16 protein-coding genes and 1 pseudogene are annotated in these 15,627 nt (G+C 58.6%); 9 read left to right on the top strand and 8 right to left on the bottom strand.

What is annotated here, in order from left to right; genetic code table 11:
- Positions 1–238: 238 nt before the first annotated feature.
- The 4 genes from HMPREF2708_RS03820 (at position 239) to HMPREF2708_RS03810 (ending at position 2,425) form a co-directional block, all read left to right on the top strand.
- Positions 239–601: a WhiB family transcriptional regulator gene (locus tag HMPREF2708_RS03820; protein WP_038627417.1), complete on the top strand. Its 363-nt coding sequence runs from the start codon at positions 239–241 to the stop codon at positions 599–601.
- 99 nt (positions 602–700) lie between these two features.
- Positions 701–862, top strand: a complete 162-nt coding sequence (locus HMPREF2708_RS11000) for a Sp36 family protein (RefSeq protein ID WP_005511670.1) — start codon at positions 701–703, stop codon at positions 860–862.
- Between the two features lie 135 nt (positions 863–997).
- Complete coding sequence (locus HMPREF2708_RS03815) at positions 998–1,474, top strand: RidA family protein (RefSeq protein ID WP_070595909.1); 477 nt, start codon at positions 998–1,000, stop codon at positions 1,472–1,474.
- Between the two features lie 135 nt (positions 1,475–1,609).
- On the top strand, positions 1,610–2,425 hold the full coding sequence (locus tag HMPREF2708_RS03810) for an MBL fold metallo-hydrolase (RefSeq protein ID WP_005511689.1): 816 nt from the start codon (positions 1,610–1,612) through the stop codon (positions 2,423–2,425).
- 579 nt (positions 2,426–3,004) lie between these two features.
- Here HMPREF2708_RS03810 and glxR read toward each other — a convergent pair.
- Positions 3,005–3,688, bottom strand: a complete 684-nt coding sequence (glxR, locus tag HMPREF2708_RS03805; protein ID WP_070832557.1) for a CRP-like cAMP-activated global transcriptional regulator GlxR — start codon at positions 3,686–3,688, stop codon at positions 3,005–3,007.
- 626 nt (positions 3,689–4,314) lie between these two features.
- On the opposite strand from glxR, the gene nth reads away from it, so the two are divergent.
- Genes nth through HMPREF2708_RS03785 form a run of 4 tightly spaced genes read left to right on the top strand, consistent with a single transcriptional unit; the run spans position 4,315 to position 7,979 of the window.
- Positions 4,315–5,142 (top strand): endonuclease III, encoded by an 828-nt coding sequence (nth, locus tag HMPREF2708_RS03800; protein ID WP_371326293.1) that lies wholly within the window; start codon positions 4,315–4,317, stop codon positions 5,140–5,142.
- Between the two features lie 16 nt (positions 5,143–5,158).
- The gene (locus HMPREF2708_RS03795) at positions 5,159–5,917 is read left to right on the top strand and encodes a TlpA family protein disulfide reductase (protein WP_070832554.1); all 759 of its coding nucleotides are present in this window, start codon (positions 5,159–5,161) and stop codon (positions 5,915–5,917) included.
- A complete protein-coding gene (locus HMPREF2708_RS03790) occupies positions 5,914–6,786 on the top strand; it encodes an NUDIX hydrolase (RefSeq protein WP_070832552.1) in 873 nt (290 codons plus the stop codon). The genes HMPREF2708_RS03795 and HMPREF2708_RS03790 overlap by 4 nt, the downstream gene beginning before the upstream one ends.
- Positions 6,783–7,979 (top strand): MarP family serine protease, encoded by a 1,197-nt coding sequence (locus HMPREF2708_RS03785; protein ID WP_070832549.1) that lies wholly within the window; start codon positions 6,783–6,785, stop codon positions 7,977–7,979. The genes HMPREF2708_RS03790 and HMPREF2708_RS03785 overlap by 4 nt, the downstream gene beginning before the upstream one ends.
- Positions 7,980–8,426: 447 nt before the next feature.
- On the opposite strand, the pseudogene HMPREF2708_RS11230 reads toward HMPREF2708_RS03785, so the two are convergent.
- The 6 genes and pseudogenes from HMPREF2708_RS11230 to HMPREF2708_RS03770 all read right to left on the bottom strand — a co-directional run.
- Positions 8,427–8,562, bottom strand: a pseudogene (locus HMPREF2708_RS11230) (IS3 family transposase); the annotation flags it as partial.
- Positions 8,563–8,846: 284 nt separating this feature from the next.
- On the bottom strand, positions 8,847–10,352 hold the full coding sequence (locus HMPREF2708_RS03780) for an ABC-F family ATP-binding cassette domain-containing protein (protein ID WP_070832546.1): 1,506 nt from the start codon (positions 10,350–10,352) through the stop codon (positions 8,847–8,849).
- 450 nt (positions 10,353–10,802) lie between these two features.
- The gene (locus tag HMPREF2708_RS11420) at positions 10,803–10,952 is read right to left on the bottom strand and encodes a hypothetical protein (RefSeq protein ID WP_371326292.1); all 150 of its coding nucleotides are present in this window, start codon (positions 10,950–10,952) and stop codon (positions 10,803–10,805) included.
- A gap of 120 nt (positions 10,953–11,072) precedes the next feature.
- A complete protein-coding gene (locus HMPREF2708_RS11415) occupies positions 11,073–11,390 on the bottom strand; it encodes an IS110 family transposase (protein ID WP_371326291.1) in 318 nt (105 codons plus the stop codon).
- Between the two features lie 340 nt (positions 11,391–11,730).
- Positions 11,731–12,708: an alpha/beta fold hydrolase gene (locus tag HMPREF2708_RS03775; RefSeq protein WP_070832544.1), complete on the bottom strand. Its 978-nt coding sequence runs from the start codon at positions 12,706–12,708 to the stop codon at positions 11,731–11,733.
- 94 nt (positions 12,709–12,802) lie between these two features.
- Complete coding sequence (locus HMPREF2708_RS03770; RefSeq protein ID WP_070832543.1) at positions 12,803–13,303, bottom strand: phage holin family protein; 501 nt, start codon at positions 13,301–13,303, stop codon at positions 12,803–12,805.
- A 204-nt stretch (positions 13,304–13,507) separates the two neighbouring features.
- Between HMPREF2708_RS03770 and HMPREF2708_RS03765 the strand changes: the two genes are divergently transcribed.
- A complete protein-coding gene (locus HMPREF2708_RS03765) occupies positions 13,508–14,515 on the top strand; it encodes a Fic family protein (RefSeq protein WP_083321861.1) in 1,008 nt (335 codons plus the stop codon).
- Between the two features lie 24 nt (positions 14,516–14,539).
- Here the strand turns inward: HMPREF2708_RS03765 and HMPREF2708_RS03760 are convergent, their stop codons facing one another.
- Positions 14,540–15,421 (bottom strand): HAD family hydrolase, encoded by an 882-nt coding sequence (locus HMPREF2708_RS03760; RefSeq protein ID WP_083321860.1) that lies wholly within the window; start codon positions 15,419–15,421, stop codon positions 14,540–14,542.
- Positions 15,422–15,627 lie beyond the last annotated feature (206 nt).

Genomic DNA, 15,627 nt, shown 5'->3' with positions numbered 1-15,627 from the left:
CATCGTGTAGTGGTTTCCGGAAAAAGATTTTCAAAGTGACGCAAATCACCCCCGTCGTTTTGTTGGAAAAAGTTGCCCCACCTGCATTGTTGTATTTAGAGCTGCGCCACGTCCACCCTCCCAGTGTGACCCAATCGACATTATTTGGGTGGTGTGAATAGACTTACAACAAAATTTCAGCACTATTTAGTTGAAACTATTTCGAAATAACGAAAATCGCAGGCACGAGGAGGCTACAATGACCGCCACGATTCCCGATCGCAACCGCACTGCTACTACGCCAGAATACGAGCTCGGTGTAGAGAGCTTCCGCGATCGCCAGGAGTGGGTCCCGCGCGCTAAGTGTCGCGATATTGACCCGGATAAGTTGTTCGTTCGCGGTGCCGCACAGCGCGAAGCCGCAGTTATCTGCCGCCACTGCCCAGTGGTTCTGCAGTGCCGTGCCGACGCTCTGGATAACCGCGTCGAGTTCGGCGTCTGGGGTGGCCTGACCGAGCGTCAGCGCCGCGCAATGCTGCGCGAGCACCCGGAAATTACTTCGTGGGCCGACTTCTACGCTGAGCAGTACGCAGCTCAGCGCAAGGCAAAGCTGGCTAAGTAAAGCCGCCGGACTGGCGGACAGTTGGCTAAGTACCAAGTAAAACCGAAGTAAAACTGAACCCCCAGCGCGCGAAGCTGGGGGACAGATAAAGTAGCTTCCATGACTACTAAATGGGAATACTTCACCGCACCGTTGCTCATTCACAACACCAAGGCCATCCTGGACAACTTTGGTGAGGACGGCTGGGAACTCGTCACTGTTCTCCCCGGCCCGACCGGCGAAAACCACGTTGGTTACTTCAAGCGCCCGAAGGCTGACTAATTACCTCGGTGTCTAGCACCTAACTAACAACGGCGGTTGTGCTTTCGAGTGGCAGCTGACTCACGGTTGGCTGCCGTCTTGCTTTGTCCGGCTTCATTCGCCCGGCCCTAGCCGCCGTGGAAAGGCGTAACTTAAATGAGCAACTCTGAATCTCGCACTCCTTCCCAAGCCCTCGAGGACCTGGGGCTTACCCTGCCTGCCGTTGCCGCGCCAGTTGCGGCCTACGTACCCGCAACGCGCACGGGCAACCTCGTTTTCACTTCCGGTCAGCTCCCATTCGTTAACGGCGAGCTCACCCACGTCGGCCACGTCGGCGCAGAAGTCACTGCTGAGGAAGCCAAGGAGGCCGCCCGCACCTGCGCTCTCAACGCTTTGGCCGCAGTCGATGCCGAGGTCGGTCTCGACAATGTCACCCGCATCGTGAAGGTCGTCGGCTTCGTCAATTCCGCCGCCGGATTCACTGGTCAGCCGGGCGTTATCAATGGAGCCTCGGAACTCTTCGGCGACGTCTTCGGCGAACGCGGCCAGCACGCTCGCTCGGCAGTGGGTGTGAATCAGCTTCCGCTGGACGCACCCGTGGAAGTCGAGATCATCGTTGAAGTAGCCCAGTAGCTGCTGTCTTTGTTGCCGTGACCAGTGGGGATGTTGCTTTCTCCGGGACGTCGTAAAGCATGCTTACACCCAAATGAGCCGAATTGGAGGACGTGGCGCGCTCCCCGGATTGCGCAACCACGTAGGATAGAGGACATGGAGCATCCTGCGTATAGCCAACTGCGTCAGATTTCTCAGTCTGTGGGCGTCGTTCTGTGCCCGAACCCCAGCTACTCTTCGCTGGAGGGTACGAACTCCTACGTTATTAAGGCTGAGGGGGATAGCCGCAGTATTGTCATCGATCCGGGTCCGGAGGACGAGGGACACCTGAACGTCCTCCAGCGCTATGCCGGCGACGTTGCGTTGATTCTGCTGACGCACCGTCATGGCGACCATGCTGATGGCGCCGCACGTTTCCGTCAGCTCACCGGCGCGCCGATTCGTGAGCTGGAGTCTCAGTACTGCGCGGGAGGCCAGGATCCGCTTGTCGACGGCGAACGTATCGTCCTCGACGGAGTGACTCCGCAGATTGAGGTCGTGGCAACCCCTGGTCACACCGCTGATTCCGTTTGCTTCTTCATCCACACTGGTGATGGCGAGGACGATGTTGAAGGCATCGTTACCGGTGACACAATCGCTGGCCGCCACACCACTATGATTTCGGAGACCGACGGCGACCTGGGTAAGTACATGGAAACCCTGAAAATGCTGGATTCGCGCGGCAAGGGTGTTCGTCTGCTGCCTGGTCATGGTGCTGACCTGCCGGACATCACTGTAATGACACAGAAGTACATTGAGCGTCGTAAGCTGCGCCTGCAGCAGGTGAAGGATGCCGTTGCCAAGCTGGGTGACGAAGCTACGGTCGACCAGATTGTGGATGAGATTTACACCGATGTCGATCCGGTGCTGCGTCATGCTGCTGAGCAGTCGACGCGTGTGACCCTGCGCTACCTGCGCGATCACGGGGAGTAGTTGCTGGGCTTTGGCTTCGGCCGGTTGCTGGGCTGGGCTTAATTGAGACTTGGCTGAAGCTGAGCTTGAGTCACCGCATGAAAAGAGCGTGTGATCTGCAGTTTTGCAGGTTGCGCGCTTTTTGTTTGGGTTAGTGCTGGTTCGGGCGCGGTGGCCTCGTCGGGTCAGCTCAATCACTTATCGATGAGGTATTCACCTGTCGATGAGCTATAGCGCACGCATAAGTGAACAGCGCATCGACAAGTGATTGATGCGGGGAGAAATTGGTGAATGGTGCATCGATAGGTGCCGGGAAAGCGTCGATGAGTGGCAGAAAAAGCGGGGAAGCATCGACGGGACGCAACGATAAGTGCGCCAACCTTGGCCATAATTCGGCCGGTGGGGTGGGGCCAGCATGCCAGGCCAGCATGCCAAACCAGCATGCCAGGCCAGCGGGGAAGACAACAAAAATCCCGCGAGCCTCATGCGTTTCATGTGCTCCTACGGGAACCGAGAAACCAAAAGCAGAGGCTGCGGGATGTGAGTTGTGAGTCGTTTGGGCAGCGCCACAAGCGCCACAAGCGTCACAAGCGCAACAAGCTAGCGTGCGCGTCGGGCCAAACGCTCCGTATCGGAGATGAGCACGGACTTGCCCTCAAGGCGAATCCAGCCGCGGTGGGCGAACTCTGCCAGAGCCTTGTTAACGGTCTCACGAGAGGCGCCGACGAGCTGTGCGATTTCCTCCTGAGTGAGGTCGTGGTTCACGCGGAGAGCAGAACCTTCCTGAACACCGAAGCGATTAGCCAGCTGAAGCAGGGACTTAGCAACGCGACCAGGGACGTCGGTGAAGATGAGATCGGCCAGCGAATTATTGGTGCGGCGTAGACGGCGGGCCAGCATGCGCAGCAGCTGAGCTGGAACATCCGGGTGCGACCCAACCCATTCCTGCAGCTGATCGGCACTCATGGACGCGGCGGAAACCTCAGTGACGCAGACCGCCGAAGAGGTGCGCGGGCCCGGGTCGAAGATGGAGAGCTCGCCGAACATGTCGGACGGGCCCATGATGGTCAACAGGTTTTCACGACCGTCGGCTGAGCGACGAGCCAGCTTCACCTTGCCATCAATAATGATGTAGAGCCGATCGCCCGGCTCGCCCTCATTGAAGATGGTGGTTCCACGCGGGAAGCGAACCGTCTCGAGCTCGCCGAGCAGGGCCTGCACAGCATCCTGGTCAACTCCCTGAAATACACCGGCCCGGGAGAGAATCTCCTTGACGTCATCCACGGTAAAATTCTCCTGTCTTGGGCCACTAACCACCGTAAGTACAGGCCAGCAGCCGCCAAATTAACACTCGACTACAAATTGCAGTGGTCAAACAGGAAGAGAAACTGCCCCGTCCCACTACTTTCGGTCTTTCCCGGTAACGCCGCTGCCAGCTTTCAAAGCAGGTCCATCCCTGGACGAATTTTACGACAAATCGCCTTTATAGATGCATCCCAAAACTGCGCCGTTACGAAACTACGCCGTCACCAAGATGTGATAAACACCACTGTAGCAAAAGAGCCACTGCGTCTGTGGAGAATTCTGGTGAAAAGCCGCTGAACTGTGTATTTCTATTTAACAATTCGCTAACGGTGTTCCAAGGGGTAATTGGGCATGACTTTTTGATTTTTGATCGAATATGCCCGAGCCGCTACCGGTTTCATCCGCATCTCCGACGAACCTAAGAATTCAGCCCGCGAAAGGTGCGCACGCGAATTGCAATCCGGGGTAGCCGATACACTACGACCATGGATACGACCGGCAAGGCATCGTCGTTAAGCACGCACCAGATAAGCAAGCATCAGACGATAAGTAAACCTCAGCCCACGCACCCGCAGGGGTCCCTGACGTCGAAGAAGCGTCGGGCGGTGGGGGCGCATCCGGCGGCGCGGGGGAAGGAGACGCGCCTGGGCATGGTGCGGCGTGCGCGGCGGATTAACCGCACACTGGCGGTGGCGTACCCGAATGCGCACTGTGAACTGGACTTTCGTAATCCGTATGAGCTCGCGGTGGCGACGATTCTGTCGGCGCAGTGTACGGACGCGCGGGTGAATATGACTACGCCGGCGTTGTTCGCTAGGTACCCCAGTCCAGCCGATTTGGCGGTTGCGAACCAGGAGGAGGTTGAAGAGCTCGTTCGGCCGACGGGTTTTTATAGGAATAAGGCCGCGAACATCATCGGCTTTGCGCAGGGGGTGATGGAGCAGCACGGCGGCGAGGTCCCGGGCACGTTGGAGGAGCTGGTGAAGCTTCCGGGTGTTGGCCGCAAGACCGCGAATGTGGTGCTGGGGAATGCTTTTGGGGTGCCGGGGTTGACGGTCGATACGCATTTTGGACGTCTGGTGCGGCGCATGGGCCTCACAGAGCAGGAAGATCCGGTGCGCGTGGAGCACGAGATGATGGAGGTGCTGCCGCGCGCGGAGTGGACGTGGTTTTCGCACCGGCTGATTTTCCACGGTCGCCGGGTGTGCCATTCGCGCCGGGCGGCGTGCGGGGCGTGTTTCTTGGCGGCGGATTGCCCGTCGTATGGCGTCGCGGGTCCGGCGGAGCCGGAGACTGCGGAGAAGTTGATTAAGTCAGACGACAGAGAATGGCTTCTCTACCTGGCCGGTCTTAATGACGGCTACAGTGGGGAGGAACTTTCCGCGCTTGACGACGGGGATAGCGCGCGCAACACCACAGCGACACAGGACTAGTCGAGGAGCACTTTTCGTGAATGAGCAGGGCGGTCGTAGTCACAATGGTGGCCACATTGGGGATCGGCAGGCGGACGTTAACCGTTCGGCATCGCTGATTACGCTGCTCATCGCGGGGATTAGCATTGTGGGGCTGGTGGTTTTCGCGATTGTGAATACCACTGGTGGCAATGACGAGGCCGACGGTGGTGGGACTGGAGCTGGTGTGAGTGCCGGTGTGGATGGCGCTGGCAGTGCTGGCACCGGCAGTGATGATGAGGTGGATGGTGCATCGGCGGCGCCAGCGATGTCGAAGGACGAGATCGCGGCGGTAGCGGGTAGTGGCTCGCTGGCCGGTGTGCGCTTGCCGCTGTTGGCGGAGTCGGGAGGCTCAGCGGATCAGAGCAACGAGGCTGGCCGAACGGAACTGGTAGACATGGGCCAGGTCGTCGAGGCTAAGCCAACCGTGCTTAATGTCTGGGCATGGAACTGTGCGCCGTGTCGCCAAGAGCTGCCGCTTATTGAGCAATGGGGCAAGGACAACCCAGATGTGCAGGTGGTGACGGTGCATGCGGCTCGCGAGGCGGGGCGTGGCCAGGCCTTCCTGCAGGAAATCGGAGTGAATCTACCGACCTACTCGGACACGGTCGATGTGGTCGGACCAGCGTTGAATCTACCGCGAGTTGTGCCCATTACCGTGGTGTTTAAGGCAGATGGCACAGTGGCGACCATTCATCCCGGTGAATTCACCGATGCGCAGCAGATTACTGATCTCGTGCGAGGCGCGTTGAAGTGACTAAGGGACAGTCGTGGAATCGCGACGCAAGCTCGGGGCTGTATCTGCCGAAGTGGTTGACCAATAGTTTGCCGCCGCACCTGGTCAGCGCTGATCATGGCGCGGCAGGGCTCGACGCAACAGGCCACGCCAGCAGCGCTAGCCACGACGCAACAGATCACTCGGAGCAGAAGGTGGCCGGTCGCTCCGATTCGTCATCAAGCGTGAAGCGCGCGTTTGCGAAGTTGCGGCGAGACTCCTCGACGCAGGAGAAACCGTTGCGGAATCCTGCGCGGTCGGCGGTGTTGGTGCTGCTCAGCGGTGATGCGGAGGCGCATCAGCGGCCGGAGGATGCCAGTGTGGTGCTTATTCACAGGGCGACAACGCTGCGTAAGCATGCAGGTCAGATGGCGTTTCCGGGCGGTCACATCGACCCCGGGGACGTGGACGAGGTCGATACCGCGCTGCGTGAAGCAGAGGAAGAAACCGGGCTGGACCGAAAGACGGTGACGCCGATGCGGGTGCTGGACTCGATTGATATTTCGCGGACTGGGTTCGCGGTCAATCCGGTGCTGGCGTACTGGCATGCACCGCATCCGCTGCGCGCGGTCGACTCTGCGGAGACGGAATCGGTATTCAACGTGCCAATCAGCCACCTGACGAATCCGGACAACCGCATGATGCTGGGGTATCACGGCTGGACAGGGCCGGCATTTAAGGTTGGTGACTTCGTCGTTTGGGGCTTTACCGGCGGCGTGCTGTCCTACTTGCTGGATGTGGCCGGCTGGTCGGAACCGTGGGACGGCACCAACGTGCAGAAACTTTTGCCGGTGCTCGCGCGTTCCGCTAATGGTGAAAATCTGTCCGTACTGAAGGGAGGCCGACGATGATGCCTGCAATCGCTGTGTTTGACGTTGCGCTGCTGGCGGTTTTCATTTTCGCGCTCGTCGTTGGCTGGCAGCAGGGCGCCGTCTCGTCGATTATGGCCATTTTGGGCGTTGTTCTGGGCTTGGTTATTGGTGTGCCCTTGGCGCCGCTAGCTATGGCGCAAGTCGAGAACCAGTCGGGGAAGGTTCTTCTGGGCCTCGGCACAGTGATTCTGTTCGCCCTGATCGGTCATGCGGTGGGAACAGTGGCAGGGCAGTCGCTGCGGAATACCATTCGCTCGCCGTTGGCAGTCGGCCTGGATTCGAGCCTTGGTGCCATCGTGCAGTCCGTGACTGCGCTGGTAGTGACATGGATGATCGCCGTGCCGCTGGCCACGGCCGTGCCCGGGCAGTTCGCCGACTGGGTGCGTGAGTCCAAGGGCATGAACCTCATTGATCAGATCGCTCCCGACGAATGGAGCGACGGCTTCAGTGGCATCCTCCGTCAGCTCCGCGATGATGGAATGCCCGCCATCGCTCCGCCATTCGGCTACAAGCAGAACGTCCCCGATGAACCCGCCGATCCCAATGTGATTTCGCAAGGTGTCGTCGACAGTATTCGACCGTCCATCGTCCGCGTCTTGGGCGAGGCCCCGCAGTGTGAGCGCTTGCTGCAGGGCACGGGCTTTGTCATCGCGCCGGATCTGATTCTGACCAATGCGCACGTGGTCGCCGGCGCCACCACTGTTCGGCTGGAAACCGTGGTCGGCATGGCTGACGCGAATGTCGTGCACTACGATCCGCTTGACGACGTCGCCCTGCTCCGAACCACCGACCTGCCCCTGGAGCCCATGCAGTGGTCGGATCAGGAAGCTCGTCCGGGCGATGACGCGGTAGTGCTGGGCTTTCCCGAGTCCGGTCCCTTTAAGGCCACACCTGCTCGCGTGACGGAGAACATCATTATTCGAGGCCCGGATATTTATTCGTCGACCAGGCACGAGCGCCAGTCCTATGTTCTGAAGGCAGATGTGCGCCACGGTAACTCGGGCGGCCCACTGATTACGCCGCAGGGCCAGATCCTGGGCTTGGTCTTCGGTGCCGGTGTGAACAATGACCAGACTGGTTACGCGCTGACGCACGCCGAGGTCCAGCCACACATTGATGAGGCGATGAATAACTACGGGGCCATCAGCACGCAGCAGTGCGTGGCGGGGTAAGCGGCAAGTTGTGTGGGGCACGCCCGACTGTAGCAACCCGGCTTTATGCAATAGCAGTTCGGAGCTAATGGGCGTTGGCCGCGCGCATGTTGAGGTCACCAATGTGGGTTCGGTTGTTCGGTGTCCGCTGTGTTGCAACCGGCTGTTCGACAGTAGTGTTGGCGATGGACCGGTAACGGTTTGGTTGGCCTCTTGGCAACTTAGGACCTGCGGGGCCCTCGGACTGCGCAACGAGATGATGTCGGCCTGGTATCGCGACAGCGTTGTATCTCGTGGGCAGGGCTCCAGATGGATCGCTCGAAGCAAGAGTTGACGCAGACACAGACAGCATCAGACGACGGTACTTCCAGCATCAACTATGAGAGAAAAACGTTTGCAGTACCGGCTACACGGAAAAACAGGTACCAACTATCCCGAATCGACATCCTAGGTTTAGTTCCGCTTCTTTTACGACCCTGTGTTGATGGGCTGGGTGCGGCAGTACTCGGTTTTTATTTCCTGTGGGGGCGTAGTCCAGTGCTTCGTGAAGCCGATTGGTGCCCCACCCGTACACCCACCGCAAGGTGGCAAGCTCAGCTTTCCCGGCCGTCGCCCACAATGCTAAGCGCGTGACATCGCAAAATCACGGCACCTATAGTGACTTCACAAAAATACAGCAGACTATGCACTTGGCCCCATTTTCAAAGATGACAGCTCAAGACGGTGGAAAAATACGACTCAAAGTGACAGCGCGTGCTTACGAGGGGGCACAATGCATGGAATCACGATATCGTCATGGTTCAATTCAAAGAGGCGCTGCCTGAGCACATTTGAGGTATAAATTACTCGCCCGTTTTCGTGTGCCGACTGACTCATTGCAAAATGCTTTTAAAGCTCGATGGTGCGATCCAGCGAAAGGTTCGAACAGAAGTATTCATCGTGGCTGACGACGAGTAACGCTCCGCGGTAGGCAGAGAGGACGTCGACAAGCCAGTCCACGGTGGGGATATCCAAGTTGTTAGTCGGCTCGTCAACTAGCAGGAACTGCGGTGCGGGGGACGCAAGCAGTACGCGCGCGCACTCGACGCGGAACCGCTCGCCTCCGGAAAGTTGCCTCACCGGTGCGTGGACACTGTCATTCTGGAACAATAGTTGCGCCAGCTTGTCGCGGATAAGCTGCAGGTCAGCCTGCGGATTGCTTTCCGCGACCAGCTCCCACACACTCTTTTCCGCCGGCAATGCGATGCGTTGGCGTAGGTAGCCGCAGGGCAGCGCATAGTCGACTTCGCCGCTGGCAATCCGATTGAGAAACGTAGTTTTTCCCGACCCATTGGCACCGGCGAGTCGAACACGTTCGGGGCCGACGATTGTCAACATCTCGCTGTCCAGAACGCGCGTGGCATTGGGAAGGCTGGTATCGGGAAGCTCGATGTGAACGTGAGTGTCCTCCCGCAACCTAAGCTGCGCCAAGTCATAACTTGCCCGAGCTTGTGACACCGAGGCTGCGGCATCACTGGCACGCTTGGCTGACGAGACCTGAGATCGGTTCTTATCGTTTCCCATGGCCATGCCGGGCTTGCGTTTGGAGGTAGCGAACTTTCTCCCACGGCGGGCGTCACGGGCGAGCCGTGTCTGCATCTCGGCACGTTGTCGAACTTCCTTGTGATAGGAGGCTCTGGCCTCACTTACTTCCGCCCGCACGGCTTCCTGTTCGTGGTCGATGGTTTGACGGTAGTGCTCAAAGTTTCCGCTAAACATACGTAATGAGCCGTGATAGAGCTCAGCGATCTCGTCAGCGTGGTTGAGCAGCTCCCGATCGTGCGAGATGACCACCATGGGCACCTGGGAAGAGTCAATCATATGTAGGAGGCGCTCCTTGGCGGCGGCGTCGAGATTGTTCGTGGGCTCATCAAGAACAATCATCTCTGGTTGGGAGAAAAACAACGCCGTCAGCGCCACAGCGACTGCCTCTCCTCCCGACAGGCTGCCGACGCTGCGAGTAAGAGAAAAATTCAATTCCGACGCGCTAAGGGCGGCCTGAATCCGTTCCTTTAGATCCCAGTTGTCAGCAACGATGTCCGCGAGTTCCTCGGAGTAGTTGCCCGCTTCGATCTCCGCTATGGCGTCTAAGATTTCGCGGGCTTTAAATACATCTGCGATGGTGTCGGTCACTTTGAGCCCTAAATCTTGGTCAAGGTAACCGATTTTAGGGGCCTCCACCGTGCCAGAAGTGGGTTGATAGATGCCGGCCAATACCTTAGCGAGGGTCGATTTTCCTGAGCCATTAGCGCCCACAAGACCGGTGAAAGGCGCAGTGAATGTAGCGCTTAAGTCTGAAAAACAAGGAGTGCCGTCTGGCCAGGCAAAAGAGAGATGGGAAAAAGAAATAGGCATGCCAAGTTCCGCCTTCGAGTCAACGATGAATAAGAGCGCGTCGAATTAGGAACGAATCTTCATAGGCCGAAACTGTACTTCAAACCAATCTGAGCGTCAAAGCTCACCAACTGTAAAAGCGCGCATGATGGTCTACTGGGGGTGTCCCTATGTTTTTGTCAAGCCCCAATCGGAGTTCTTAGGTGAAACTCTTGGGGATGGGTTCTAGGCACGGTTTATTGGGCCCATCAATTGGTGTTGGTGGGCCTGATTGCTGATCGGCTTAAACTGCTACTGATTGTTTGGTAGGTGCGTTTCGGTAGAATTCCTTGTTTTGAGCATGGCGTAGATGACGTTACATCTACGTCTGGATAGGCACATGAGTGGGGCGCATTGTGGCGTTTGCCTTTTGCTCTTTTGCGCCCGTAGTAGGTTCGGGACGTTTCGTGGCTTCGCATGGCAGCAAACGCTTCAGTAGAACAGAGCATTTTTCAGTCGCTTGTTTCCTGTATTGGATGGGAACTCACCTCGCATTGATGAGCCTGATCTTCGTGTTCCTGCATAGGCGGTCAGATGACCAGAGAATGCGAAGTGGGATCCATCACCGATGGAAAGCGGCATCTGCGCTGCGGTCTTGATGCCGATTCCCGGCATGCTGGATCCAAGACCTCGGAGGCAGGGAAATCCTCCAGCATGTCCTCGACCTGGCTGGTGATAGTTTCGCGTTGGGCTTTTAGTGCTTTAATGTTGGCTGTCAGCGAAAACACGCTCCAGGCTGGGGTAGATTTGGGTGAGCACGCTGCGTAGCCGGTTGACGGTTCTGGTGCAGTCACGAGGTATGTCATCGTCAAAGCCGGATAGCATCTTGAGGGCTGAGAGTACTTCGCTGTTTCGACCAACCGACCGCAGGGTGTGCGGCATTGTTCGTGCAGTATCGGCGATGATGAAGGCGTCGCGATTGTCGGTTTTCGCCTGTACAGGGTAGGGATCCGTGGCTTTTCGCATGGCCAAGCCTGGTAAGTAGCCGACCTGGCAACCGCGTTGACGGGCAACCGCAATGGGTAGCGCTCCGATGGTGTTGGGATTTGTCTACATCTAGGCCAAGGAAAATGTCGATGGGAGTATCCTGCGACATGGATGGTTCCTAGGGGGAAACGTGGTGGATTTGCCAGTCGCTGGTGTCATGGCATTCGTGGCGCACACCCACGTCTACATTGAGACCTGGAGATTCCGGCTGCGTCCCTATTAGCTGTCATCGAATGTCCTGGTGCCGGGTGGCACCACTCCCGGATTATTGAAACTACAGGGCGATTAAGTCATGCCCAGCCCAGCGACTATCCCCATTATCGGGGATGACTTCAAGGTAACGGGGCAGGTAAAGGGCTAAAAGGCCCGATCCTTAAGACCCTTCCGGCAACCAGTGCAGGTGATCCCTGATCGCCTGCACCACAGCCTGAGGCTTCTCTACCGGCAGGAAGTGCCCACAATCCGGCACAACGCGCACGTGGGTGGAGCTGAGCTCCACCAGCGCAGGTGGGGTACGAGTGTCCTGCTCGCCGACGAGTAGCACCGTGTGCTCATCGCTTTTCGACGACCCCTCCATCGCGCCCAACCACTTGCGGAAAGCGGCCGGAGCCGGTCGCGTCCACCAATTCATATGTGCCAGTGCAGGGCGGAGTGCCCCACTGGCCAGGCTGTCAGACATGAGTTCCGCGGTCTGTTTCCCCTCGGGGGTCTCGGCGAACCCCTCTCCGGCGGTGGACATGGACTCGCTCACGATGCGGTCAATGAGCCGCTGCTGGCGAGCCTCAGCCGCCTGCGTGCTGAACTGATTGCGACGCAACCGCGGCATCCGTGGCCGCGAATCCCACCACGAACGGCGCAGCAGCGGAGCTAGGCTACTGCGGAAGTCCTCCGACCACGGGCTCTTCAACTGGTTGAGCCACACCTTCGGATGCGCAGCACCACAACCAATGATTCCGGAAACAAGATTCGGCTGCCGCGAGGCCAACGTCCACGCCACCCACGTGCCGAACCCCTGGCAGACCAGCAGTGCGGTCGAGTGCCCCAACGAGCGAATCGACGAGGCGATGTCCTGGGCCGCCTCGAACGGATCGTAGCCATGCGGTGTTCGGTCGGACTGACCGTAGCCACGCATAGAAATAGCCACAGCGTGCACGGGGAGGGGGTCTCCCGAGTCGTCGTTAAGCATTGGCAAAACCTCGCGCCATTCAAACCAACCGCCAGTCGAGCCGTGAATAAACAACACGAGCGGATCGGAGGGGCGGCCGCACTCGGCGATGTGTAGGCGCTGGCCGCGGACGTGAATGAGACGATGACGCCAGGGGCCGGTAAGAGAATCGCTGAGGGAGGTCATGAGGGGAAAATACCTTATCCGAAGGGCTTGAACCGGGACTGAATAAAACAAAAGGGCGAGACCAACAAAGTCCCGCCCATTTTCTTTCAAGCCTTTAGGTGTACAGGCCGTTCGACTGCGAAGACTTCTTCGCGGACCCCGACGGCACGACCCCCTTCAGCTCCTGCATCGACTCGATGGTTTTCTCTGGCTTGCGGATCGACTTGACCTTCTTCAGACCCAGCAGTGCCGCCACGCCGGCGATGACCAGCATCAGAACGAAAACGATGAGGAATGCAGCCCAGGTTGGCAGCCAAAGATCCAGCAGCCAGCCGAGGAAGAAGAAAAAGAAGAACGAGGAGTACAGCGCGACGACGCCGGCAACCGCGAAGAAGCCACCGCCAACTGCACCCTTCTTAGCCTCGCCAGCAATTTCAGCCTTGGCCAGCTCAATCTCAGAGCGAACCAGAGCGGAAATCTGCGTAGAAGCATTAGACACGAGCTGGCCGATGCTGGCATCGCCCGAAGCGTTGCTATCCACATCGCTCAGCGGGATAGCGGTAACACGCGGTTCGGTGCCGTCGGTAAAGAGACCCTTCGTATCGTCGTTGCTCACGTGTACTTCCTCCTACGCAGATGGTTGGAAAAGATGGTTTGAAACTTTAAAACTGCAGTTACAAACTGCCATACTACCTCTCATTGTGGGGAGAGCGCGCCACAAGGGCGAAAAAGCCAAGAACTCGTTGAAGTTTTTCTCATCTTTGACCATTTCTATATAAGTTTGTCACTTACTTAGCGGTGAAGAATTAGGGTGTGGGATATGAACAATCAGCCTGAGAACGTGCGTGGAGCCGATGGAATTGGTGCCGGTGCTGGCAATGGTGTGGGCAATGGTGTTGGCGCCGGAAAAGGTGGCCTAGCTGGGATGAGCCTGGGTGTGTCCTCCGTGTCGGCGAAGAAGCGCGCAGAGCGTGAGGCAGCGCAGGCGAAGGCATCTGAATCGGGTGCCGATGGTGCTGACGGTGCTTCCGGCGCTGCTATCCCGCAGCTTGACCCCAAGGACCCCCTCGCGCCCCTGTGGCAGCTCGACGGCGTTGCACATGCCGCTGATGTCGCGGCCAAGGCCATCCAGGCTGTCCACAGGCACAAGGCCAACCTGCGCAAGCACAACGTCACCGGCTCCGAGTCGGTCCTTCGTGGCGCTCGGGCATCGGCGTGGCTAGAAGGCGGCGAGCCATCGCTTCCCGACGACGGCAACATCACCGATCCCGTACTCGCAGCAGCCCTTCGGGTTGCCGACACCATTTCCCCGGAGTCAATTGGTGAGACCACTCGCGTGTGGCAGCGCGCTCCGCAGCAGGTGCTGGCCAAGTTTGCGTTGAACGCATCGCCCGCAGGTGAGACTGAAGACGGTTCCGAGGCGCGGATGAAAGCCGGGCGTCCGGTTGGTGACGACAAGCTCTCGTCTGCGATGAAGGAGCAGCGTCTGCACGTGCTCGGTGACTTCATCACTGGCCGCAGCCAGATCCACGCAGGTGTGCTCTCGGCGATTGTGCACGGTGAACTGCTGACTCTGCGCCCCTTTGAGTACCACAACGGCATCATCGCCCGCGCCGCCTCGCGGCTGACGACTGTCGCAACCGGCCTGGATCCGCGTGGCTTGGCCGTGCCCGAGGTCTACTGGACTCGCCACCGCCAGGAGTATTTCGAGGCCGCAGAGGGGTTCGCGTCGGGAAGCGCCGATGGCCTGCGTGCGTGGATTCTCCTGCATCTGGAGGGGCTGAAGGCCGGTGCCGTGGAAGCGCGCGGTATCGCCGAAGCGGCGTAGACGGGCCGGCTGCTGGATGGTGGGTTAGTCGGCCTTTGGCTCGTCGTCGTTTTTGCGCAGTGCCAACAGCGTCGCACCCGCGCCAAGCGCCAGTGTGACGCCGGCAAGAATTGCAGCATTGCGTTTCGACGGCGCGCGAAACAGCGGGACGGGATTCCGGAATTGGCGCACAGGCCACTCACGCTCTGCCGCAATCTTGCGCAGAGCGCGATCGGGATTGACCACAACGGGATGGCCGACTGCAGCCAGCATGGGCTCATCAGTGATGGAATCCGAGTACGCAAAGCATTCGGCCAGGTTGAACTGGCGCTTTTCCGCTATCCGACGCATCTGCACAGCCTTGTTTTCGCCTCGGCAGAAGAACTCCGTTTCACCCGTGAAGAACCCATCGCGAACCTCCAGCTCGGTGGCCACCACGTTGTAGACACCGAGTGCCTGCGCAATGGGCTCAACAATCTGCCGAGCCGACGCCGAGATAATGAACACCTGATGCCCCCGTGCGCGGTGTTCACGAATGAGCTCCAAGGGCTCGGCGTAGATGTACGGCGTGATGTTCTGCTCTAGGGTTTCGATCGCGACCTGGCGCAGCTCCCGGGCGCTGTGACCAGCGATAAGAGCGGAGAACTGCTCGCGCGTGGCCTCCATTTGCGCCTCATCGTGTCCCTGTGACATGTACAGGGCGTGACTGAGTGCCATTTGCAGCATGTCCGTCGGCGAAATGATGCCGCGCTCGAGGAATTGCTTGTTGAACGCATATGCCGAGCTCTTGGCAATAATGGTTTTATCCAGGTCAAAGAACGCAGCGACGCGAGAGTTAGCGGTGGCGGGAGCATCGTCCACGATGCCTGTGTTCGTAGAAGCGTGCGGCTGCGGCGTTGTTGAAGCCCTGTTCTCGCCGGTGTTCATAGACTCTGAGCTTACCCATGGATGTCGGGCTCGGGGAGACGTGACATCGAATATCGTGACATCGAACATATTGGGCATTAAATCCTTTAAAAGGTATTTGCAGATTCCTCGGGATATGTAATACTTGGACGTGGCTGGCCCCTTCTAGTTCTTTTTAGAAACAGACTGCGAGGCCGCCCCGGCTCAATCCCCCCCCCCCCCCCCCC

It is taken from the genome of Corynebacterium sp. HMSC073H12 (assembly GCF_001837775.1).
Lineage (GTDB): Bacteria > Actinomycetota > Actinomycetes > Mycobacteriales > Mycobacteriaceae > Corynebacterium > Corynebacterium amycolatum.
The sequence above is the reverse complement of the archived record's forward strand: the minus strand, read 5'-3'. Positions and strand labels throughout refer to the sequence as shown.

Coding starts and splice junctions, on each gene's coding strand:
- HMPREF2708_RS03775 (WP_070832544.1), bottom strand. CDS start 12,708: ATGACCTCCCTCAGCGATTCTCTTACCGGCCCCTGGCGTCATCGTCTC.
- HMPREF2708_RS03780 (WP_070832546.1), bottom strand. CDS start 10,352: ATGCCTATTTCTTTTTCCCATCTCTCTTTTGCCTGGCCAGACGGCACT.
- HMPREF2708_RS03765 (WP_083321861.1), top strand. CDS start 13,508: ATGAACAATCAGCCTGAGAACGTGCGTGGAGCCGATGGAATTGGTGCC.
- HMPREF2708_RS11420 (WP_371326292.1), bottom strand. CDS start 10,952: ATGCCGCTTTCCATCGGTGATGGATCCCACTTCGCATTCTCTGGTCAT.
- HMPREF2708_RS11000 (WP_005511670.1), top strand. CDS start 701: ATGACTACTAAATGGGAATACTTCACCGCACCGTTGCTCATTCACAAC.
- HMPREF2708_RS03810 (WP_005511689.1), top strand. CDS start 1,610: ATGGAGCATCCTGCGTATAGCCAACTGCGTCAGATTTCTCAGTCTGTG.
- HMPREF2708_RS03760 (WP_083321860.1), bottom strand. CDS start 15,421: ATGAACACCGGCGAGAACAGGGCTTCAACAACGCCGCAGCCGCACGCT.
- HMPREF2708_RS03815 (WP_070595909.1), top strand. CDS start 998: ATGAGCAACTCTGAATCTCGCACTCCTTCCCAAGCCCTCGAGGACCTG.
- HMPREF2708_RS03820 (WP_038627417.1), top strand. CDS start 239: ATGACCGCCACGATTCCCGATCGCAACCGCACTGCTACTACGCCAGAA.
- HMPREF2708_RS03785 (WP_070832549.1), top strand. CDS start 6,783: ATGATGCCTGCAATCGCTGTGTTTGACGTTGCGCTGCTGGCGGTTTTC.